Annotated in this window: 10 protein-coding genes; 4 read left to right on the plus strand and 6 right to left on the minus strand. The window is 69.3% G+C overall.

All coding sequences use genetic code 11. From position 1 onward, the window contains the following. Positions 1-5 precede the first annotated feature (5 nt). The gene (locus ACFY6U_RS21830) at positions 6-1067 is read right to left on the minus strand and encodes a ketoacyl-ACP synthase III family protein (protein ID WP_390040573.1); all 1062 of its coding nucleotides are present in this window, start codon (positions 1065-1067) and stop codon (positions 6-8) included. A gap of 72 nt (positions 1068-1139) precedes the next feature. Further along, complete coding sequence (locus ACFY6U_RS21835; RefSeq protein WP_390040575.1) at positions 1140-5630, minus strand: amino acid adenylation domain-containing protein; 4491 nt, start codon at positions 5628-5630, stop codon at positions 1140-1142. Positions 5631-5784: 154 nt separating this feature from the next. On the opposite strand from ACFY6U_RS21835, the gene ACFY6U_RS21840 reads away from it, so the two are divergent. Together ACFY6U_RS21840 and sbnB are read left to right on the plus strand one after the other, a co-directional pair. Beyond that, entirely contained in the window at positions 5785-6720 is a 936-nt protein-coding gene (locus ACFY6U_RS21840; RefSeq protein ID WP_390040577.1) for a TauD/TfdA family dioxygenase, read from the plus strand. A 54-nt stretch (positions 6721-6774) separates the two neighbouring features. Beyond that, positions 6775-7809 carry a 2,3-diaminopropionate biosynthesis protein SbnB gene (gene sbnB / locus ACFY6U_RS21845; RefSeq protein WP_390040579.1) on the plus strand — a complete coding sequence of 345 codons (1035 nt, stop codon included), beginning with the start codon at positions 6775-6777 and terminating at the stop codon, positions 7807-7809. Here sbnB and ACFY6U_RS21850 read toward each other — a convergent pair. Continuing rightward, positions 7806-8627: a BTAD domain-containing putative transcriptional regulator gene (locus ACFY6U_RS21850; RefSeq protein WP_390040581.1), complete on the minus strand. Its 822-nt coding sequence runs from the start codon at positions 8625-8627 to the stop codon at positions 7806-7808. The genes sbnB and ACFY6U_RS21850 overlap by 4 nt on opposite strands. 616 nt (positions 8628-9243) lie before the next feature. On the opposite strand from ACFY6U_RS21850, the gene sbnA reads away from it, so the two are divergent. Then, the gene (gene sbnA / locus ACFY6U_RS21855) at positions 9244-10233 is read left to right on the plus strand and encodes a 2,3-diaminopropionate biosynthesis protein SbnA (protein ID WP_390040583.1); all 990 of its coding nucleotides are present in this window, start codon (positions 9244-9246) and stop codon (positions 10231-10233) included. 263 nt (positions 10234-10496) lie between these two features. Here the strand turns inward: sbnA and ACFY6U_RS21860 are convergent, their stop codons facing one another. From ACFY6U_RS21860 to ACFY6U_RS21870, 3 genes are all read right to left on the minus strand, one after another. After that, entirely contained in the window at positions 10497-12113 is a 1617-nt protein-coding gene (locus ACFY6U_RS21860) for a tryptophan halogenase family protein (protein WP_390040585.1), read from the minus strand. 25 nt (positions 12114-12138) lie between these two features. Then, on the minus strand, positions 12139-12735 hold the full coding sequence (locus tag ACFY6U_RS21865) for a flavin reductase family protein (RefSeq protein ID WP_390040587.1): 597 nt from the start codon (positions 12733-12735) through the stop codon (positions 12139-12141). 877 nt (positions 12736-13612) lie between these two features. Beyond that, on the minus strand, positions 13613-14641 hold the full coding sequence (locus ACFY6U_RS21870) for a LuxR C-terminal-related transcriptional regulator (RefSeq protein WP_390040589.1): 1029 nt from the start codon (positions 14639-14641) through the stop codon (positions 13613-13615). A 587-nt stretch (positions 14642-15228) separates the two neighbouring features. Between ACFY6U_RS21870 and ACFY6U_RS21875 the strand changes: the two genes are divergently transcribed. Then, positions 15229-19311 carry a carboxypeptidase regulatory-like domain-containing protein gene (locus ACFY6U_RS21875; protein ID WP_390040591.1) on the plus strand — a complete coding sequence of 1361 codons (4083 nt, stop codon included), beginning with the start codon at positions 15229-15231 and terminating at the stop codon, positions 19309-19311. The last annotated feature ends 851 nt before the right edge of the window (positions 19312-20162 follow it).

The following is a 20162-nucleotide window of genomic DNA, read 5'->3' on the forward strand; positions in this document are numbered from 1 at the left end:
CTTGGTTAGCCGCACCACGGTGCGGGCTGCAGAATGCGCACGACCGCGGCGGAGAGGGTCACCCCGGGGCCGACGCCGAGCATCAGCAGGTGGTCACCCGGGCCCAGCTCGCCCGCCGTCAGCAGGTGGTCGAGGGACACGATCTGGTCGCTCGCGCCGAGATGGCCGACGGTCCGGCCGAACTCCCAGGTGGACTTCTCCAAGGGCAGTCCGAGCGCGGTCGTACAGCGCTGCTCGACGATCTCCCGGGAGTAGTTCATGTACGCCACGCGGGTGACGTCACCGATCGTCACGCCGGCCTCGGCGAGCGTGCGCTCGACCACTTCCAGCGTCCGGACGTGGACCTGGACCAGCGCTGCCGTGCCCGTACCGGTCGCGGCCGAGCGTTTCTTGAACTCGGCGTTGCGCGCGGTGAAGTCGAGCGGCCGTCCCACGGTCGGACCGGGCGGGAACAGAGGCTCGGCGCCGCGGTGCATCTCCTCGGCGTCCGTCACCGTCAGCGAACCCACCGCGAGCAGTTCCGCGAAACCCGGCTCGCCCGTGAGCAGGACGGCACTCGCGGCGTCCCCGGCCACATAGCCGGGCCCCATCCGCCAGCGGTCCATCATCGGGGTGCCGAAGTTGTCGGACGCGACGAGCAGCGCGGTGGACGGGCGGGCACCGGCGCGCGATCCGGGCCGGCCCGCCAGATATGCGGCGCCCAGTTCCAGTGCCCCGAACATGCCGTTGCAGCCCTGGCGTACCTCGACCGAGAGCACGTCGCCGCCGACGAGGTGCCGCTGGAGGTAGTACGGGGGCTGCCATCCGTCGGGACCCTGGTGCCAGGAGTCGGCGTAGAGCAGCAGATCCGTGTCCTGCGGGCGGTGGTCGCAGCGCTTGTACGCGTCCTGGGCCGCCCACAGTGCCATTTCCGGGGCAGGTGTCCGCCCGGCCACCGCCGCACCCGCCAGCTCGTGCAGCTCGACGTCCTCCGCCGGATAGAGACCCTGGGCGACGGCCTCCTCGATACCGATCGTGCGGGGCAGGTAGACCCCGAGTCCCTTGATGTACGTCCCGGGCGTGCGCAAGGCCGCCTCGCCTCCTCGGTGTCGGTGCGGTCACGGGCCGCGCGGGTGCGCGCTCCGCGGGATGACGCTCGGTCAGGGCCGGCCCGCGATGTCCTCGAGGATCCGGACCAGCCGCGTGAGCAGCCCCTGGGCGTCCCGCGGTGAAAACAGCGCCGGAAGGTAGCCGAGTCCCAGCGTCAGAGTGCGGCCCGGCTCGGTGACCAGGCGCAGGGGGTAGTGGGTGCCGTCCGCGATGTCGAACCCGGCGACCCGCAGCCCGCCGGCCGCCGTCACGTCCGTCGCGTCGTAGGAGGCGGTGAAGAAGGAGACCGCGGTGTCGAAGAGCTCACCGCCGCGCGGCGCCGCGGCCGGCCCGCCGTACGCGGCCTGCCGCCCGATCTCGTCCAGACCCAGGTGGTGATGGGGCACGAGGGCGGACTGCTCTCGCTGGAGCCGTACGACCATGTCGGTCAGCGGTTCGTCTGCGCGCAGCCGGAGGCGGACCGGGACGGTGTTCGTGAGCATGCCCACCATGTCCTCGACGCCCGGCAGTTGCGGAGGACGGCCGTACACGGAGGAACCGAAGACCACGTCCTCTCGGCCGGTCAGCTCCGACAGGAGCAGTCCCCAGGCTGCCTGCACCGCGGTGCTCACGGTGAACCCGTGGCTGCGGGCGCGCGTCGTCAGCTCCCCGGTCAGGGTCTCGTCCACGACGCGGGTCACACGCCCCTGCTGCTCGCCGTCCGTGGCCCTCGCGCCGTCGGCCGCGACCTTGGTGGGCCCGTTCAGGCCCTCCAGCGCGGCCGCCCACGCGGCACGGGACTCGTCGAGGTCCTGGTCGGCCAGCCACTCGAGGTAGCCACGGAAGGGAACCGCGGGGGGCAGGACCGGACGGTGGCCGTCCGGTGCGTAGAGCGCGAACAGCTCGCGCACCAGGGTCGCGGTCGACCAACCGTCCCAGAGGATGTGATGTGCCGTCAGGAGCAGTCGGTGACTCTCCTCGTCCCGCTTCAGCAGCAGGAACCTCATGAGGGGCGGCGCCGCCAGATCGAACCGGCGCAGCCGCTCCTCGCGCGCGGACAGCCGTGCCCTCTGCTCACGTTCCGCCTCCGGCAGCGTCGACAGGTCCTTTTCGGACCACGGCACTTCGAGGTCCTCGCAGACGATCTGCACCGGCTGGTCCGCGCTGTCGTGCCGGAACGCCGCGCGCAGCGCGGTGTGCCGGCCGACCAGCGCGGTGGCGGCCGCCCGCAGCGCCACCGGGTCCAGGGGGCCTGCCAGGTCGAAGCCGAGCTGTGCCACGTAGGCGTCGGCCGTCTCCGCCGACACCAGGCTGTGGAAGAGCAGTCCTGCCTGCAGCGGGGCGAGCGGCAGTACGTCGGACAGGCGGGGGTAGTGCCGAGCGAGGGCATCGGCCTCCTCCCGCGACAGCCGCACGAGCGGCAGGTCGGAGGGGGTCGGCCCAGCCGGGTCGTCGGGCGTCGCCGCTCGGGCCACGGCCGCCAGCCCGGCGACGGTGGCGTGCGCGAACACATCGGCGATCGCCAGGCCGAGACCCGCCCGGTGCGCCCGCGAGACGAGCTGGAGCGCCGAGACGCTGTCGCCCCCCAGGTCGAAGAAGGAGTCGTCGGCCGAGACCCGGTCCGCGCCCAGCACGTCCGCGAACAGCGCGCACAGGGTCTCCTCGCGCGCCGTGCGGGGCGCCCGGCCGGCCGCGGACCCGAAGTCGGGCACCGGCAGGGCCCGCCGATCCACCTTGCCGTTCGGTGTGACCGGCAGGGCGTCGAGCGCGACCACGGCCGCCGGCACCATGTAGGCGGGCAGGAAACGCGCCGCGAACGCCCGCAGTTCGGCGGGGTCCGGCGTCCGGCCGCCGGGCGCGGCGACGACGTAGGCGGCGAGTTGCCGCTGCCCGGGCCGGGCCTCCACCACGGTGGCGACCGCCGCGTCGACCTGTTCATGGCGGGCGAGTACCGCTTCGATCTCCCCGAGTTCGATGCGGAAACCGCGCAGCTTGACCTGGTCGTCGGCGCGGCCCACGTATTCGAGGGCGCCGTCCGCACGCCACCGTACGAGATCGCCCGTGCGGTACATCAGGGACCCGGGCGGACCGAACGGGCAGGGCAGGAACCGCTCGGCTGTCAACCCCGGACGGCGCAGGTAGCCGCGGGCGAGACCGGCGCCTCCGATATACAACTCGCCCTCGACACCGGGGAGTACGGGTGTCATGGAAGGGCCCAGGACGAAGACCTGGGTGTTGGCGATGGGCAGCCCGATCGGGGCGGGTACGGAGCCGTCGAGCGGTGCGCTCACCAGGGAGGTGACCGAAGCCTCCGTCACGCCGTACTCGTTGAACACCTCGCGGCCCGGCAGCCACCGGGCGAGCGTCTCGGCGGGCAGCACCTCGCCGCCCGTCATCAGCACCCCCAGGTCTGGCAGACCCTCCGCGGGCAGCTGCGCCAGGTACACGGGCGGCGCCCCCATGTGGGTGACGCGCCGGGAGCGGAGCAGCCCGGCCAGGTCCTCGGCGGACAGGGTGTTCCCGTCCGGAGCCAGGACCAGCGTGCCGCCCGCGCACAGCACGGGCCAGATGTCGCCCATTGCGACGTCGAAACTCGGCGAGACGAGCTGAAGGACCCGGCTCCCGGCGCCGATCCCATAGCGGGCGATCCGGTCCGCGACGAGGTTGCGCAGCCCCCGGTGAGGCACGACCACCCCCTTGGGGGTGCCGGTGGACCCGGAGGTGTAGATCATGTACGCGCTCTGCTCGGGGGCGGGAGCACTGGCCGCGGGCCCGGCACCGGGCTCCGCACCGGCCGGCGTCCCGGCGGGGTCCAGGAGCAGGTGCGGCGGTCCCGCGGGAAGCGTCGGCCCGATCGTCGCATCGGTGATCACAGCGGCCGGGGACGTGTCGTGGAGCATGTGGGCGATCCGCTGCGGCGGGTAACCCGGGTCGACCGGCACGATGGCCGCGCCCACCTTGAACACGGCGAGCATCGCGGCCACGAGCACGGGCGAGCGCGGCAGGGCCAGCACGACGAAATCCTCCGCGCCGACGCCGCGTTCGGCGAGGTACCGGGAGATCAGCTCGGCGCGCGCGTCGAGCTGTGCGTACGTCCAGAGGGCCCCCTCGTGTTCGATCGCGATGTCTCGCGGCGACCGCGTGGCCCGGACGGCCACGGCCTGCGGCACGGTCCACGCGGGCGGCTCGACCGCGGTGGTGTTACGTCGTACGACCAACTCGTCGCGCTCGTCGGGGGTGAGGACGTCGATCGTGTCGACGGGCCGGTCGGGCCGGGCCGCGACGGCCCGGACGAACGCCGTCAGCCGCTTCTGATGACCCGTCAGGGAAGCGAGGTCGTGCAGATCGGGATTGCCTTCGAAGACAAACGTCACCGCAGTGCCGTCGTCGTGCGAACGGATGCTGAGGAACAGGTCCGGGCACGGTCCGGACGCAAGGTTGTGCGAGGTGGCCTCGGCTTTCCCGAAGCGCAGCGCCCCGCCGAACGGCATGAAGTTCACGATGGGCCCGAACACGGCACCCACACCGTCCTGCACGGAGCCGGCCCGGTGCAGGTCCTCGAGGCGGAACCGCTCGTGCCGCAGCGAGGCGGCGACCTCCCTCGCCATGTCCCGCGAGAGCCTCTCCAGGGTGGCGCCCGGCGGGACGTCCAGGCGCACCCCGACCGTGTTGGTCATCATCGCGGGAGTACGACGGGCCGCCGCCGTGCGGCGGCCCGTCACGGGGACCCCGACGATCACGTCACGGCGCCCCGTGACCCGGTGCAGGTAGGCGGTGACGGCGGTCATCAGCAGGAGGTTCCAGGTGGTGCCGACCTGCGCGGCGGCCTTCTGCAGCAGATCCAGGTCGGCGGCGGGCAGCGGCGCCGAGCGGCGCAGTCGCACCATCCCGGAGGGCAGCGGCTTTCCGGGACACGCGCTGCCCGGGAGACGGAGGGGGGGAGGGGCGTTCTCGAACCGCTTCAGCCAGTAGTCCCGGTCCTCGCCGAACGCGGACGAGGCACGGTAGGCCAGGTCCCCGTCGAGCACCGATGCGAGCGGCGCGAACACGGCGGGCACCTCGGACCGCCCCTCGGACAGCGCCGAGTAGATTTCCGCGAGCCGCTGTACCAGGAGATGGACGCCGTAGCCGTCGATGACGACATGGTGAATGCGCAGAAAGAGGAAGAACCGGTCGTCCGCCAGCTTCAGCGGCGTGAACGAAGAGATCGGTCCCTCGTCCAGATCGACGGGACGGGACACCTCCTGCCGCATCCAGTGCTGAGCCCGAGCCTCCGGATCGGCCTCCGACGAGAGGTCGACCAGGTCCGGCTCGACGGCGTGCGCCGGGTCGAGCACCTGCCAGAGCCCGTCGTCCTGCACCACCGACCTGATGCGCAGCACGTCGGCCTCGGCCCGCAGCAACGTCCAGGCGGAGTTCAGCAGCCGGATGTCGAGGGCGCCGTCGACGGTGATGTACTCCGCGCAGTTGTACCGCTGGCCTGAGGAGTCCAGCTGGTGTGCGAACCAGACGCCCTGCTGACCGGCGGACAACGGCAGACGAATGACGTCCGTGTCGATCATTCCCGACTCCATGGCTCATTCCGAGTACCGGCACGGCCACCATGGAGATCACGGCTATATGCCGCCTATACAGGGGCAGTTGGAGCCGGGATACGGAAGAACTATAGATACGGCGGCCATCATCGGGCGACGCCCCACCGAGAGGAGCAGTCCGATGGACGGTCACTGGGTACCGAAGGAAGTCACACCGGTCGACGCCGACGCGGCGGCCACGCCGCAGGGACTGATCGGCCATCTCCGCGGCCTGGGCGATCCGGCGCCGCTGCTGACCCGCCACAAGGCCCTGGTCTTCCGCGGCTTCGGCGTCACCCGTGCCGGGTTGGAGGAGGTGATGGACCTCCTGCTGCCCAACCGACTCGCCTACGTTCACGGGAACTCACCGCGGACCAAGGTCGGCGAGAACGTCTACACCTCCACCGAGTACCCGCAGGAGTACACCATCTCCATGCACAACGAGATGTCGTACGCCCACCAGTGGCCCGCCCGGCTGCTGTTCTTCTGCGACCGGGAGCCGGCGACGGGCGGCGCGACACCCGTGGTGGACGGCGTGCGCTGGCTCGACGCGCTGGACCCCGAGGTCCGGGACGGTTTCGCGCAGGGAGTGCGCTACTCCCAGAACCTGCACAGCGGCCGGGGCCTCGGCAAGAGCTGGCAGGAGACCTTCGAGACCGAGTCGCGCAGCGAGGTCGAGACCTTCCTCAAGGACGCCGAGGCGGAGTGGGAGTGGCGTCGGGACGGCGGCCTGCGCGTCACGCAGCTGCGTCCGGCGACAGCCCGGCACCCGATGACCGGCACCGAGGTCTGGTTCAACCAGGCAGACCAGTGGCATGCGGCCGGCCTCGGGAGCGAGACGGCTGCGGCCCTGTACCAGATCATGCCGGCGGAGGATCTGCCGCAGTCGGTCACGTTCGCCGACGGCTCGCCCATCCCGGACCACTACGTCACCCAGATCCGCGACCGCGGCCTGGAGTCGTCCGTCGACGTGGACTGGCACACCGGAGACCTGATGCTCATCGACAACATGCTGGTCGGCCACGGCCGGCGCCCCTTCACCGGTCCGCGCCGGGTGCTCGTCGCGATGTCCGACTAGCGCCGGGACCCAGTGAGGGTGACAGGACGTGAGATCGACCGGAAGGCAGCTGCAGTGAGTGAGTTCGCGCCCCCGTCCTTCAGTGTGATCCCCGGCAGCCAGGTGCAGGAGGTGATCGACGGACGGGAGGAGGAGGTGATCCGGGTCGTGGAGGCGGCGTACCGGCTGCACGGCGAAGGCGCCACGGTGAATCCCGACTCGCACTTCCTCACGTTCCCCGACCGGCCGTCCGCGCGCATCATCGCGCTGCCGGCCTCCGTGCGGGGAGACGTGGACGTGCACGGCATCAAGTGGATATCGAGCTTCCCGGAGAACGTGGCCGAGGGCCTCCCGCGCGCGTCCGCGGTCCTGATCCTCAACGACACGCGCACCGGCTACCCGTTCGCCTGCCTGGAGAGCTCCGTCATCAGCGCGGCGCGTACCGCCGCCTCCGCGGCGCTCGCCGCCGCGCAGCTCAGCAGGGCGAGGAACGGCGAACGCCCCACCCGTGTCGGCTTCTTCGGGACCGGCCTCATCGCGCGCTACATCCACCGTTATCTGGCGGCGAGCGGCTTCGCCTTCGACGCGCTGGGGATCCACGACCTGTCGGCCGCGCACGCGGAGGCGTTCCGGGGCTATCTGCGGCGCACCGAGACCGGTGAGATCACCGTTCACGACAGAGCGGAGGACCTGGTCCGCTCCAGCGACCTGATCGTCTTCGCCACCGTAGCCGGCCGGCCGCATGTGACCGACCCGTCCTGGTTCGGCCACAACCCGCTCGTCCTGCACATCTCGCTTCGGGACCTGTCGACCGACGTCGTCCTGGCCTCCCACAACGTGACCGACGACGTCGAGCACTGCATGAAGGCCAATACCTCACTGCACCTGACCGAACAGCGCGTCGGCAACCGGGATTTCACGGCCGGGACGCTCTTCGACGTACTGACCGGCAGGATCACCTGCCCGGCCGACCGCCCGACGGTCTTCTCACCGTTCGGGCTCGGTGTGCTCGACCTCGCGCTGGCACGCTTCGTACACGAAGAAGTAGCCAGGGAGGGCGTGTTGCACACGGTCCCTGACTTCTTCAGCGAGCTGAGGCGTTACGGCTAGCGTCTTCGGCCGCCCTTCACCGTGTGCATCCCCGGCCTGTGCCGCAGCTCGGGCCGGGGGGCGCGGCCCATGAGACTGCTGGGGATCGTCAGCCGGTCCGGCACGGACGCGATGACGTCGGCTCCGTGACATCCCGTCGGTACGGCCGCGGGCTCCCGCCAGATCCCGTCGACCTCACCGGTGAGGATGGCCTGGTAGGCGTGGCGCAGGGCCGGTCCCGGGTCGACCCCAAGCTCCTCCTCCAGGTACTGCCGGCCGCCGTGGTAGACGGCGAACGCGTCGGCCTGCCGGTCGGACATGTACAGGGCGACCATCAGCTGGGCCCGTAGCCGTTCGCGCAGTGGGTGCGCGCCGACCAGGGCGACGAGCTCAGGGGTGAGTTCCTCGTGCCGGCGCAGCGCGAGATCCGCCGAGATCCGGTTCTCCAGGGCCTCCATGCGGGCTTCGTCTATGCCGGGTCCCGCGGTTTCCAGCAGCCGGTCGGTGACATCGGTGAGTGTCGGGCCGCGCCAGAGGGCGAGTGCTTCCTGGAGCGCCTCGGTGGCGTAGGAGTAGTTGCGCTTCCGCAACGCGGTGCGGCCGGCGTGGCACAGCCGCTGGAACTCGCGGTAGTCGAACCGCCCCGAGGCGGTCCGGAGCAGGTACCCGGTTCCCTTTCGGACGATCTCGGCCTGCCGGTCGAGGTGCTGGCGCAGCCGCGAGGCATATGTGTAGATCTGGGCTTGATACGTTTCAGGCGGAGTCCTGCCCCAGAGCATCTCGCCCAGTCGGTAGTCGGGGAGTACCTGTTCGTCGGCGAGGAGAAGGGCCGCGAACATGGTGCGCTGCTTCTTGCCGTTCAATGGTAACTCGGAGTTGTCTGACCATAATCCGACCGGGCCGAGAATGCGGAATTCCAGCATTGCGTTGGTACCTCCTGTTTGTCGTGCGGAGTCGAACGCAGAATGGTGAAGGGAATTCGGAAAATGTCGGAAGAGGGGATTTTCCGCCTCAAGGAATGATGTGAATGGAGCACGCGGCGAAATGGCCGGGCTTCCTGGATTATGTGCGGTCAGGCTGGCGGATTAAAAAGTCGCGCCGCGACGCACGGCATAATTCTTTCACTGGTGTTGCCCCCGTTGTCGTCCCAAGTCCGGCGATCATGTGCTTGATCGGCGTAGACGTTGTGACTCTAACCTTGCCATCGGTGGGAGTCAAGGATTGGTATCTGAGAATTGGCTCGGTAGCGGAAATCCGCTTGCCTCGGATTGAGGTTTCTGTGTAAGCGGGGAGTGTGGCATTCCGCTTCGTTGTTGGCCTGAGGGTGTCGTGAATTGATGGCTCCGGCTAACTCTCGCTGACATGTGCCAGAAGGAAATGTCATCCTGCTTTCGGCCCGCCTGGCCGGTTCTGCTTGTATAGGTCAAATATGGGGTCAGTCGTGAGCATGTTCGCGTGGCCGTCATTATCACGAATCCCCTGGATTTCAATGTCGAAGACCTCTATGTAGACCTCTGGCAGAGCGTCGGATGTCGGCTCTACCTCAAGTGCGAGGGCTTCAACTTCGCCGGATCGATCAAGATCAAAGCCGCTGTGGAGATGGTGGCGGCGAAGGAAAGAGAAGGCCGGCTCCGCCCGGGCGGAACGCTCGTCGAGTCCTCGTCGGGGAACATGGGTGTGGCCCTGAGCATCGTCGCCGCGAGCAAGGGGTACCGATTCGTGTGCGTGACCGACGTACGGTGCACACGCGCGGCCCGGCTCACGATGGAGGCGCTGGGCGGGGAGGTGCACGTGATCGGCGAACCGGATGCCGAGGGCGGTTATCTCGGGGCCCGGATCGCGCACGTCAGGAAGCTGTGCGAGGAGAATGCCGGGTATGTCTGGCTCAACCAGTACGCCAACTCGGCGAACTGGCGCGGCCATTACCGCACCACGGGCCCCGAAGTGGCCAAGGCTTTCCCCGAGCTGGACGTGCTTTTCATCGGCGCGGGAACGACCGGCACTCTGATGGGCTGCGCGCGCTACTTCAGGGAGAACCATCCCGGGGTCACGATCGTGGCCGTCGACGCGGCCGGTTCGGTCACCTTCGGCAGGCCGCCCGGCCGGCGGATGATTCCCGGCCTCGGCACGAGCGTACGCCCACCGATCTTCGACGCGTCGTATGCGGACGACGTCGTGTACGTCGAGGAGGCTGAGACGATCCGGATGTGCCGCCGCCTCGTGGGCCACGGCTATCTCTTCGGAGGGTCCACGGGAACGGTCGTCAGTGGCGCCCGCGACTGGCTGACGGCACACGGGCGCGACGACATGACCGCGGTCGCCATCTCACCGGACCTCGGCGGCAACTACCTCGACACCATCTACGACGAGGTGTGGGCGAGCGGTGTCACCGGAGCCGACGGTGCCACAGCGCGGCCGGGGCCGGCCGAGAGCCGACACGTGTGAGACCGGTGGAGGGCTTCCGCGACGGACGGTGGCGTTCGCCGGCCCGACGCGAGGGCGGCCGTACGTTTCTACCGGGGTCGTCCGGCAGGCACGGTCGTGGGGAGCGGTGGCCGGGGCGGACGTGAAGCTCCTCGGCGGGGCGCGCGCCGCGCGCCCCGCCACGCGGGTGCGATGAGCGTCGGGCGCCCCGAGCCGGCTCCTGAGCGTCGACCTGCGGCGGCACAGGCCGGTTGCCGGTGTGCCGCCCGGGCGGCACACCGACGTCACTTGTTGTGCAGGCGGCGCAGGTAGTCGTAGGTGGAAGGCAGGGACTTCAGCAGTTCGTCCCGCCGGTGTCCGACCTCCGCAAAGGCCGCCTCGGCCGACTCGACGGACGACGGGCGGTGGCTCAGCAACGACAGGGAGTGATCCGGTAGTACGTCGAGCCCGGTGAACACGCAGTAGTAGTTGGCGTTGCTCCAGAAATTGCGGAACTCGGCCTCGAAGTTGCCGTAGTAGTTCGCCTCGTCGGTGACCGGCAGGTTCACGCCCAGACCCGCCTTGTACAGCGCCACCTTCTCCTTGAAGTCGTCCGTGAGTTCCAGCTCCTTGCAGGCGCGCCAGAACGCCGTGTCGTTGCGCGGGGCGAAGCTGAAGTGAGCCTGGACGAAGTCCCGCGTGTCGTCGAACATCGTCTCGATCTCGCGGTTGAACCGGTCGACCGGAACCGGGTCGAAACGCTTGTCCGGGAAGTGCTTGACCAGGTGGTAGAGCGCCGCGTAGACGAAGTAGATGCCGGTGGACTCGAGCGGCTCCAGGAAGCAGGACGCCAGGCCGATGCCCACTACGTTCTTCACCCAGGCACGCCGGTTGCGCCCGACCCGGAACTTGACGTGGTTGAGCGGCTGCTTCTCCGGATCAAGGCCCCACATTCGGCAGAACTCCGCGGTCGCCTCGTCCTGGGACGCGAAGCGACTGGAGTACACGTAACCAGTGCCGAACCGCCCCAGCATGGGGATCTTCCACGTCCAGCCCGACGACATCGCGATCGCCGAGGTGAAGGGTTCGACGCCGTGGGTCTCGTCGTCGTGCGGCACCTGGGTGGCGACCGCCCGGTCGTTGAGGAGATGGTCGCTCATGTCCAGGAACGGCTCCTTCATCACCTGGTTGATGAGCAGCCCCCGGAAGCCGGAGCAGTCGACGAACAGGTCGGCCTCCAGCCTCCGCCCGGATTCGGTGGTGATGGCGGTGACGTGCCCGCGCTGGTCGACCTCCGCTTCGGTGAACTTGTCCTCGATGTGCACCGCTCCCTGCTTCTCGACGGCGAACCGGCGCAGGAAGTCGGCTACCAGACTGGCGTCGAAGTGCCAGGCATAGCTCGCCCACCGCGTACCGTCCAAGAAGCGCGGGGACAGTTTCTTGTCGAAGACCGCAGGCTGGACGTAGCACGCATAGTCGAACGGCTTGTCGGTGGCACCGGCCAGTCTCTTGTACGTCCAGTAGTGCGACAGCGGCAGGTTGTCGTGGCTCGGCAGCAGACCGAAGAGGTGGTCGAAGTGATCCTGCCCGGTTCCGTGCGGCCGCGCCTCGGCCTCACCGGTCCCGGGGGTGCGCCAGTTCACGAATCTGATGCCCATCTTGAAGCTGGCGTTGCACTCGGGCATCCACTCCTCCTCGGACAGGCCGAGAAAGTCGAAGAACACCTTCTGCAGGTTGGGGATCGTGGCCTCACCCACCCCGATCCGCGGAATCGCGGGCGCCTCCAGCACCGTGATGCGCACGGTCGGTCCGAGCGCCCTGCCCAGGTAGGAGGCGGTCATCCAGCCCGCCGTGCCACCTCCGAGTACGAGTACGTCCTTGATGCGGTTGTCACCCACGGCGGTCAGTCCTCCAGAGCGCATAAGGGATGTTCAGGGACGACGACGTTCAGCGGTTCACGTCGGGAACTCCGGTGGCCGGCGTATCGGCCGGCAGGGGCCAGCGGGCGTACCGACGCAGTCCGTACAGCAGCGGTGCGGGCGTGAGGTCGCGCGTGATGACGCGCTCGACCTCCGCGAAGACCGCGGTGTGATCTCCGATCACGGTGGTGCTCAGCAGGGCGCAGTCGGCCGTGGCGTGGGCATCGGCCCACAGGTGAGGGCCTCTGGCCTGCACGGGGAGTTCCCATTCCGTGCTCTCGAAGCGCTCGGGGTCGCCTGAGCTGAAGCGGTTGGACGTGGCCTGGGCCCCGTCGTGCAGGAGGTTGAGCGCGAAGCCTCCCTGATCCCGGATCGCGCTGAGGGTCGGACTGGCACTGCGCAGACTCACCAGGAGGCAGGGCGGCGCCACGGAGATGCTGCACAGCGAGGTGCATGTCATACCCCGGGGCCGGTGGTCCGCGTCGAACGAGGTGACGACGGCCACTCCGGTCGGAAAGGTGGCCATGAACGGCCGCAGATCCACGTCCGCCGAAATCGGGGGCGGCTCGGCCGGCCGGCCGCCGGACGTGGCATGCGGCACGGAGGTGCGGGACGGGCGGGGCATGTCGTGCTCCCGTCGTTCGGTCCGAGTGGTGAACCACGGCGGATACGGGGTCGGTCGGGACGCGTGGTCCGGGACGGTCACCCGTCCCGACGACGGCTCAGTTTCCGTACGGCTGCCGCAGCCGGCCGCTCTCGCGCGTGCACCGCAGGAGGGGGAGCGTGCCTGTCTCGGCCATGGGTTGTCTGCCTTCCCGCCGGAGCCGTGGAGACGGAGCGCTGGCCGCGCCGCGGTGTTGCGGGGCGTATACGCGACAGCATTCGATCGGTGTCAGGCTGGGCGAGTCCCCTATAGACCGGCTATACGGACCGGTTCGCGTGGATGATGCACGCACCCTGAGGCGCGCCGGAAAGGCCGTCCGGCACTGCTGCGGGCGCTGGACGACGGCGGCGGGCGGTCGGTGCTGGTCGTTCCTTCGTGCAGGCCCGTATCCCTAGCACTCGATGATGTTCACAGCCAGCCCACCCCGCGCCGTCTCCTTGTACTTGACGGAGCAGGCGGCGGCGGCCGCGACAAGCCCATTGGCATGCGGGTTTGCCGGGATTTTCTTGATCGAATCGATCAGTGGGTTTTCTCGGGGGATTTTCGGCCGGTGGCGGTCGGGGCTCCGTCGTTCTCGCGGTCGGCCCGAAGGCGTCGGTTGGGTCCGACACCCCAAGTCTGCGGTGGTGGGCGGTTCGTGACGGGCGGCGGATGCGCATGCAGGCACCGCTTCCGGTGATCAAGGAGTGTCGAGTTCGCTGATCACCACAACGGAAGACCGTGCCTGCCGTGCCATCGGTCACCCGTCCCCGCCGGGCTGGGCCGACTCGCGGGCTGTGATCCGGCCTGACAGCAGTCACCGCATCCGCCGGCAAAGGCCTTCGGGGCCGGGGGCACGTCAATCCTCCGGATCCCCGAACCAGCCGCGTTCCTGGGCCAGCAGGGCTATCTGGAAGCGGGTCCGTGCGCCCAGTTGTCTCCCCAGATCGCTGATGTGGGTCTGAACGGTCCGGCGACTGAGCCGCAAGGCGCGCGCGATGGCATCGTCCTTCATCCCGGCGGACATCAGGCGAAGAATGTCCCGCGTCCGACTGTGGAGAGCGCCATCCTGTCTCTCGGGGCTCGCGGTGGGCGAAGCGGGCCGGCTTTCCAGCGAGAGGGGCACCGCACGCTCCCATACGCTCTCGAAGAGGGCGGTCAGTACGTCCAGCAGTGTCGAGGAGTGCACGACAAGTGACCCCGCGGCGGGATCGTCCCGCCGCAGCGGCATGATCGCCGCGACACCGTCGAAGATGACGAGTTTCATGGGCAGTCCGGGCATGAGCCGCAGCTCCCCTTCCGTAGCCTCGCCCCGGAGGGCCGTTTCCAGGCATCCGTCGTCCGCGATTCCGTCGCTGTCGTACACGGACCGGAGCCGGACGCCGGGACGGACCGTGGCGCCCGCCGAGGTTGAGGCGTCGGTAGGGGCGATCCGCGAGGTCACATACGGCGGCTTCGCGAAATGCAGGACCTCCTGCCGACTGCTCCTCAGAAGGTGTGCATAGCGGGCGCCGACCTGTTCATCGCTCTCGACCACCTCGAAGAGGTCCGAGGCGATCTGCCGGCCCGGGGCCGTGCGATAGACCTCGTGGAGCTGTTCCGCGTACAGCTCTGCCCTGGCCAACTCCTGTCGTCTACGGGCGAGAAGGGCCCCCAGCGAGGAGCGGGGCGGGCTGGCACTCCAGCGCGTGGGCCGTTCCCTGACGCGTACGGCCAGGAGTTCGGCCTCCAGGGACCGCAGGGCGGTCCGGGCCGCCGGGGCCGGCACGCCGATCCCTGCCGCGACCGCGTCCTCGTCCGCGTCCGGATGGCCGACCAGGTATTCCAGTGCCTGCCGGGCGACGGCGCCCAGGCCGGTGCCTGGCCACAACGCATCTAGGGAGGACACGTCCACCAGCGACTCCTCGGAAGATCGGAACGAGGTTCACGCCGATGCTACGCAAGTGTGCAACTGCGCGGGCCCACAGGCGGCGGATCTTGTCAGGCGAGGCTGCCGAGATCAGGATGATCACAGGTCACCGGTGCGGTGATCTCCGTTCTGACCACATGTCCGGACCGACAACTCCCGTGGCCGCCGCAGAATGTCCGCCCCGGTCCCCGGCCGCTCCGCAGCCGACTGAAAACAATCACCGTGCAGAAATAGGCCCACGCTTTTGTGATCTAGCGGCGGGGTCCCGTTGGCATGGAAATTTATTTCCGACCCGGATCGCAGTCCTCTTTTGCGGATTCGATCGAATGACATGCACATGTAACACGGCGTTTATTGTCAATTGCCCTTCAGGGTACGCCAATTGATGGTGGCGAATGCGACTATCCGTATCCGCCGTCGACCGGGAACCGCATACGAGTCGACCCTTGCAATGCAAACTGAGGAGTAACGTTTTGCGCGTCTCACCGAGAACCGGTTCAGCTTTACGCCGAAGAGCCGCCGCCTGCCTGACGGTCCTGAGTGCCGCCGCAATGACGGTCCTGGGCATGCAGATCCCGGCCCACGCGGCGCCCCCGTCCGTTGCCTCGGCATCCTCGGCCAAGAAGAAGACCGCCCTCGAACCCTCCTGCTCCACGCCCAAGAAGGGCGAGGCCGCCTGTTTCGCCCTGCGCCGCACCGACACCAAGGCCGTCAAGGGCCTGCTGGCCGCCTCCGTCAGCCCCAGCGGCTACGGCGCCGCCGACCTGCAGAGTGCCTACAGCCTTCCCGCCGACGGCGGTGCGGGCCAGACGATCGCCATCGTCGACGCCTATGACGATCCCAACGCCGAGGCCGACCTCGCCGTCTACCGCGAACAGTACGGGCTGCCCGCCTGCACCGCCGCGAACGGCTGCTTCACCAAGGTCGACCAGCGCGGCGGCACCGACTACCCCGCGCCCGACTCCGGCTGGGCCGGCGAGATCTCACTCGACCTGGACATGGTCTCCGCGGCCGCGCCGAACGCGCACATCCTGCTCGTCGAGGCGGACCAGCCGAGCTTCGAGGACCTCGGAGCCTCCGTCGACCAGGCGGTCGCGCTCGGCGCCAAGTACGTCTCCAACTCCTACGGCACCAACTACAGCAGCACCCCGGGCAGCGGCGAGAGCCCGGACGAGACGACGTACGACGCCCACTACAACCACCCCGGTGTCGCAGTGGTCGCCTCCTCGGGCGACAGCGACTACGGGGTGGCCTACCCGGCCGTCTCGCCCTACGTGACGTCCGTCGGCGGCACCTCACTGGTCCGGGACTCCGGCACCGCACGCGGCTGGTCCGAGTCGGTCTGGAACCGCGACGGCCTCGGCCCGGGATCCGGCTGCTCCCTCTACGAGCCCAAGCCGGCCTTCCAGACGGACACCGGATGCGACAAGCGCACCGTCGCGGACGTCTCCGCGGTGGCCGACCCGGCCACCGGCGTCGCGGTCTACCAGACCTACGGGGGTGGCGGCTGGCAGGTGTACGGCGGCACCAGCGCCGCCTCTCCGATCATCGCCAGTGTGTACGCGGACGCCGGGACCCCTGTCGCGGGCACGTACCCCAACTCCTATCCGTACGCCTCCGGGGCCGGTCTCAATGACGTGACCAGCGGCGACAACGGCACCTGCACCCCCGCCTACCTGTGCACCGCCGGTGCCGGGTACGACGGCCCGACCGGCCTGGGCACGCCCGACGGGCTGGCCGCGTTCCGCAGCGGCCCGCACGGGAAGCTCTCCGGCACCGTCACCGACGACAGCACCGGCAAGCCGGTCGCCGGAGCCACCGTCACCACCCAGGGCGGCGGCACCGCGCACACCGCCGCCGACGGGACCTACTCGCTCGTCCTGCCGGTGGGCAGCTACGACATCACCGTCGAAGCCTACGGCTACGCCACCAGCACCGCCTCCGGCGTGTCCCTCGCCGACGGCGACACCCTCACCAAGAACTTCGCCCTGGCCCCGGTCCCCAGCCGGACGGTCTCCGGCAAGGTCACCGACGGCTCCGGCCACGGCTGGCCGCTCTACGCCAGGATCACCGCGGACGGCGTCCCCGGCGGCCCGGTGTGGACCGACCCCCTCACCGGCTCCTTCGACCTGAAGCTGCCTCAGGGCCACGACTACACCCTGCACGTGGACAGCGCCTATCCCGGCTACACGTCGCCCACCAAGAAGATCACCGTCGGGGACTCCGACCAGAGTCTGAACGTCGCGGTCCCGGTCGACCCGTGGGGGGCCACCGCGCCCACCGGTTACTCGGTGCATGACGAAGGCACCACCGAGACGTTCGACTCGACCGACTCCGCCCCGAAGGACTGGAGCGTGGTCAACGCCGACGGGACGACCGGCGGCTGGGCCTTCGACGACCCGGGCTCACGCGGCAACACCACCGGCGGCGACGGCGGGTTCGCCGTCGTCGACAGCGACCACTACGGCAACGGCGCGCACCAGGACTCGCAACTGCTCAGCCCCGTGTACGACTTCACCGGCGACTCCGCACCCGAGATCTCCTTCGCCAACGACTACTGGGCCATCGGGGGCCAGAGCGCGGGCGTCGACGTGACCACCGACGGTGGTGCCACCTGGACCAGTCTCTGGTCCGCCACGGAGACCACCTTCGGCGCGCAGAAGGTCGAACTCCCGCTGACCGACTACGCCGGCAAGGCATCGGTCCAGCTACGCTTCCACTTCACCAGCTCGTTCGGCTGGTGGTGGAAGGTTGACAACGTTTTCGTCGGCGACCGCCACGTCACGGCCCTGCCCGGCGGTCTGCTTACCGGCACCGTGACGGATGCCAACACCTCCACGGGGCTGGTCGGCGCCACCGTGACGAACAAGGACGACGACAAGCAGAGCGCCGTCACCCTCGCCACTCCCGACGACCCCGCCCTGGGCGACGGCGTCTACGCCCTGTTCTCCTCCCTCGGCAGCCACGGCTTCACCGCGGCGAAGCCGCACTACACGGGCCTCGACAAGACGGTGAAGGTGGCGGCCGACAGCGCTGTCGGCGCGGACTTCGCACTCGGCGCCGGGCAGCTGACCCTGGACAAGACCTCGGTCACCGCGTCGGTCGGCTGGGGCGAGCAGACCACCGAGAGCCTGACCATCAAGAACACCGGCACGGCGGCCGCCACCGTCAAACTGGGGGAACAGCCCGGCGGGTTCAGCATCGAGTCCGCGGGCGGCGCCCCGCTGAAACTGGTCAAGGGCACCTACTCCCCGCTGTCGAGCAAGGCCGCCGCGACCGCCGCGGGCACCACCGCCAAGGTGGCTCCGGGAGCCGCCGGTGACGCCTGGCAGGCGGCCCCCGACCTGCCGGTCAAGCTGATGGACAACGCTGTCGCCACCAACGACGGGAAGGTCTACTCCGCCTTCGGCTTCAACGGCAGCGCCGACACCAAGGACATGTACGTCCTCGATCCGGTCGCCGGTACCTGGACCAAGCTGGCCGGCGCGGCGGACACCCGGGAGGATCCCGCCCACGGCTTCATCGACGGCAAGTTCTATGCCGTCGGCGGCTGGGGACCCGGCGGCGACCCCGACTCCAAGCTGGAGATCTACGACCCCGGAAGCGACACCTGGACCACCGGCGCCGCCTCGCCCAAGCCCTACGCCGGCTCCGGCAACGCCGTGCTCGACGGCAAGCTCTACGTGGTCGGCGGCTGCGGGGCAGAATCCTGCGGCAGCACGGACGTCACCGCCTACGACCCGGCCGCCGACACCTGGTCCACGGTGGCCGACTACCCGGAGTCGATCTCCTGGAGTTCCTGCGCCGGCATCGGCGGCAAGCTCTACTGCGCCGGCGGTCTGAACGGCAACAGCGAGGACAAGCACTCCTACGTCTACGACCCCGCCACCAACGCGTGGTCACAGGTCGCCGACCTGCCGATCACCCTCTGGGGCTCCGCCTACACCTCCGCCAACGGCCTGCTCGTCACCGCCAGTGGCGTCACCCAGAACAGCATCACCAACCAGGCCTTCGCCTTCGACCCGAAGGCCGGCACCTGGACCACCCTGCCCAACGCCGACACCGCCACCTACCGCGGCGGAGGTGCGCTCGGCTTCTTCAAGGTCGGTGGCGGCGTCGCGCTCGCAACCCCCGCAACGACGGTGGAGGTGCTGCCGGGCTACGACCAGGGAGAAACGGCCGACGTCAGCTGGCTGAGCGAGAGCGAACAGCAGCTCACCCTTCAGCCCGGCAAGAGCTCGAAGGTGACGATCACCCTGGACGCCTCCGTGGCCGAGGTGACCCAGCCGGGAGACTTCACCGCCCGGTTGTCCGTCAGCTCCGACACCCCGTACTCCGTGCCCAGTCTCCCTGTGGAGATGGACGTCGCCCCGCCCAAAACCTGGGGCAAGATCACCGGCACCGTGCTGGGGGTCACCGCGGACGGCGGCACTGCGCCGATCGCCGGGGCCACCGTCCAGATCGACACCTGGGCCACGAGCTACACGCTGACGACGGACACCCACGGCGGGTACGCCCTGTGGCTCGACGTCCGCAACAACCCGCTCACCGTCATCGTCGCCAAGGACGGCTTCCAGCCGACCGTCGCGACGGTGAAGATCAAGAAGAAGTCCACCGTCACCGAGAACTTCACCCTCAAGAGAAAGTAGAGAACGGCCGATAGCCGGGGTGGGACGCTCCCGAACAGGGGCGACCCACCCCGGCCTTCGGTACAGGGCCCGGCGCAAGGAGCGCGCTTCCGCGATGCGGTGCGCAGTCCTCAGCATGCCGCCGGGCGAACCGGACGGCGTCGACATCGCCATGGCGCTGATGATTCACCTGGACTCGGCGGCAATCGTCCAACTCGCCACGTCGAACCGCCTGCGGCCTGCATCTGCCGCCTCACCACCGATGACGTCATCGACGCGACGACGGCCATCCCCTGCGCCTGGGCCGAGAGCCTGCCGATATCCCGCCCCCTTGGACCTCGGTGGGCCACCGCCTACCTGTTCGGTGTCAGCACGCGCCGGGTCGAGAAGCTCGCCGCCTCCCTCGGGGGCACCCGATTCTGCCTGCCCGGTCCTTCAGGACCTGTTGTGCCTGGGCGTGCGTGAGCCCGGTGCAGTGGCGCAGCGCTTCGCATTACCGTCGTTGTAACCGTGCGGCACGTCTGTCCCTCACGCGCGCTGCCGACTCGGCACCGCGGGTACGAGAGCGGACAGCGCGGTACAGGAGCCGGCTCGACTGTCCATTTCCAGCGCCAAGGCTGAACCCTCAGCCAGATCGCGAGCAGGTTCGGCAAGATCTTTTGCTCACCAGTCCCGGTCGGCACAGGGCAGCGCGACGCCGGCGACCGACTTCGCTGTCCGGGAACCAGCAGGCACCACGAGGAGACAGGAGGCGACCCAGAGAAGGCCCTGCTCACACACCCTGGAAGCATCGTCGGTCCGGGGCACGCTGGGGACTTTCCGGGGACTTTCAAGTCTGTCCCGGAGACTCTCCGGGGACTTTCCGGCGAGGG

The organism is Streptomyces sp. NPDC013157, from assembly GCF_042899865.1.
Lineage (GTDB): Bacteria > Actinomycetota > Actinomycetes > Streptomycetales > Streptomycetaceae > Streptomyces.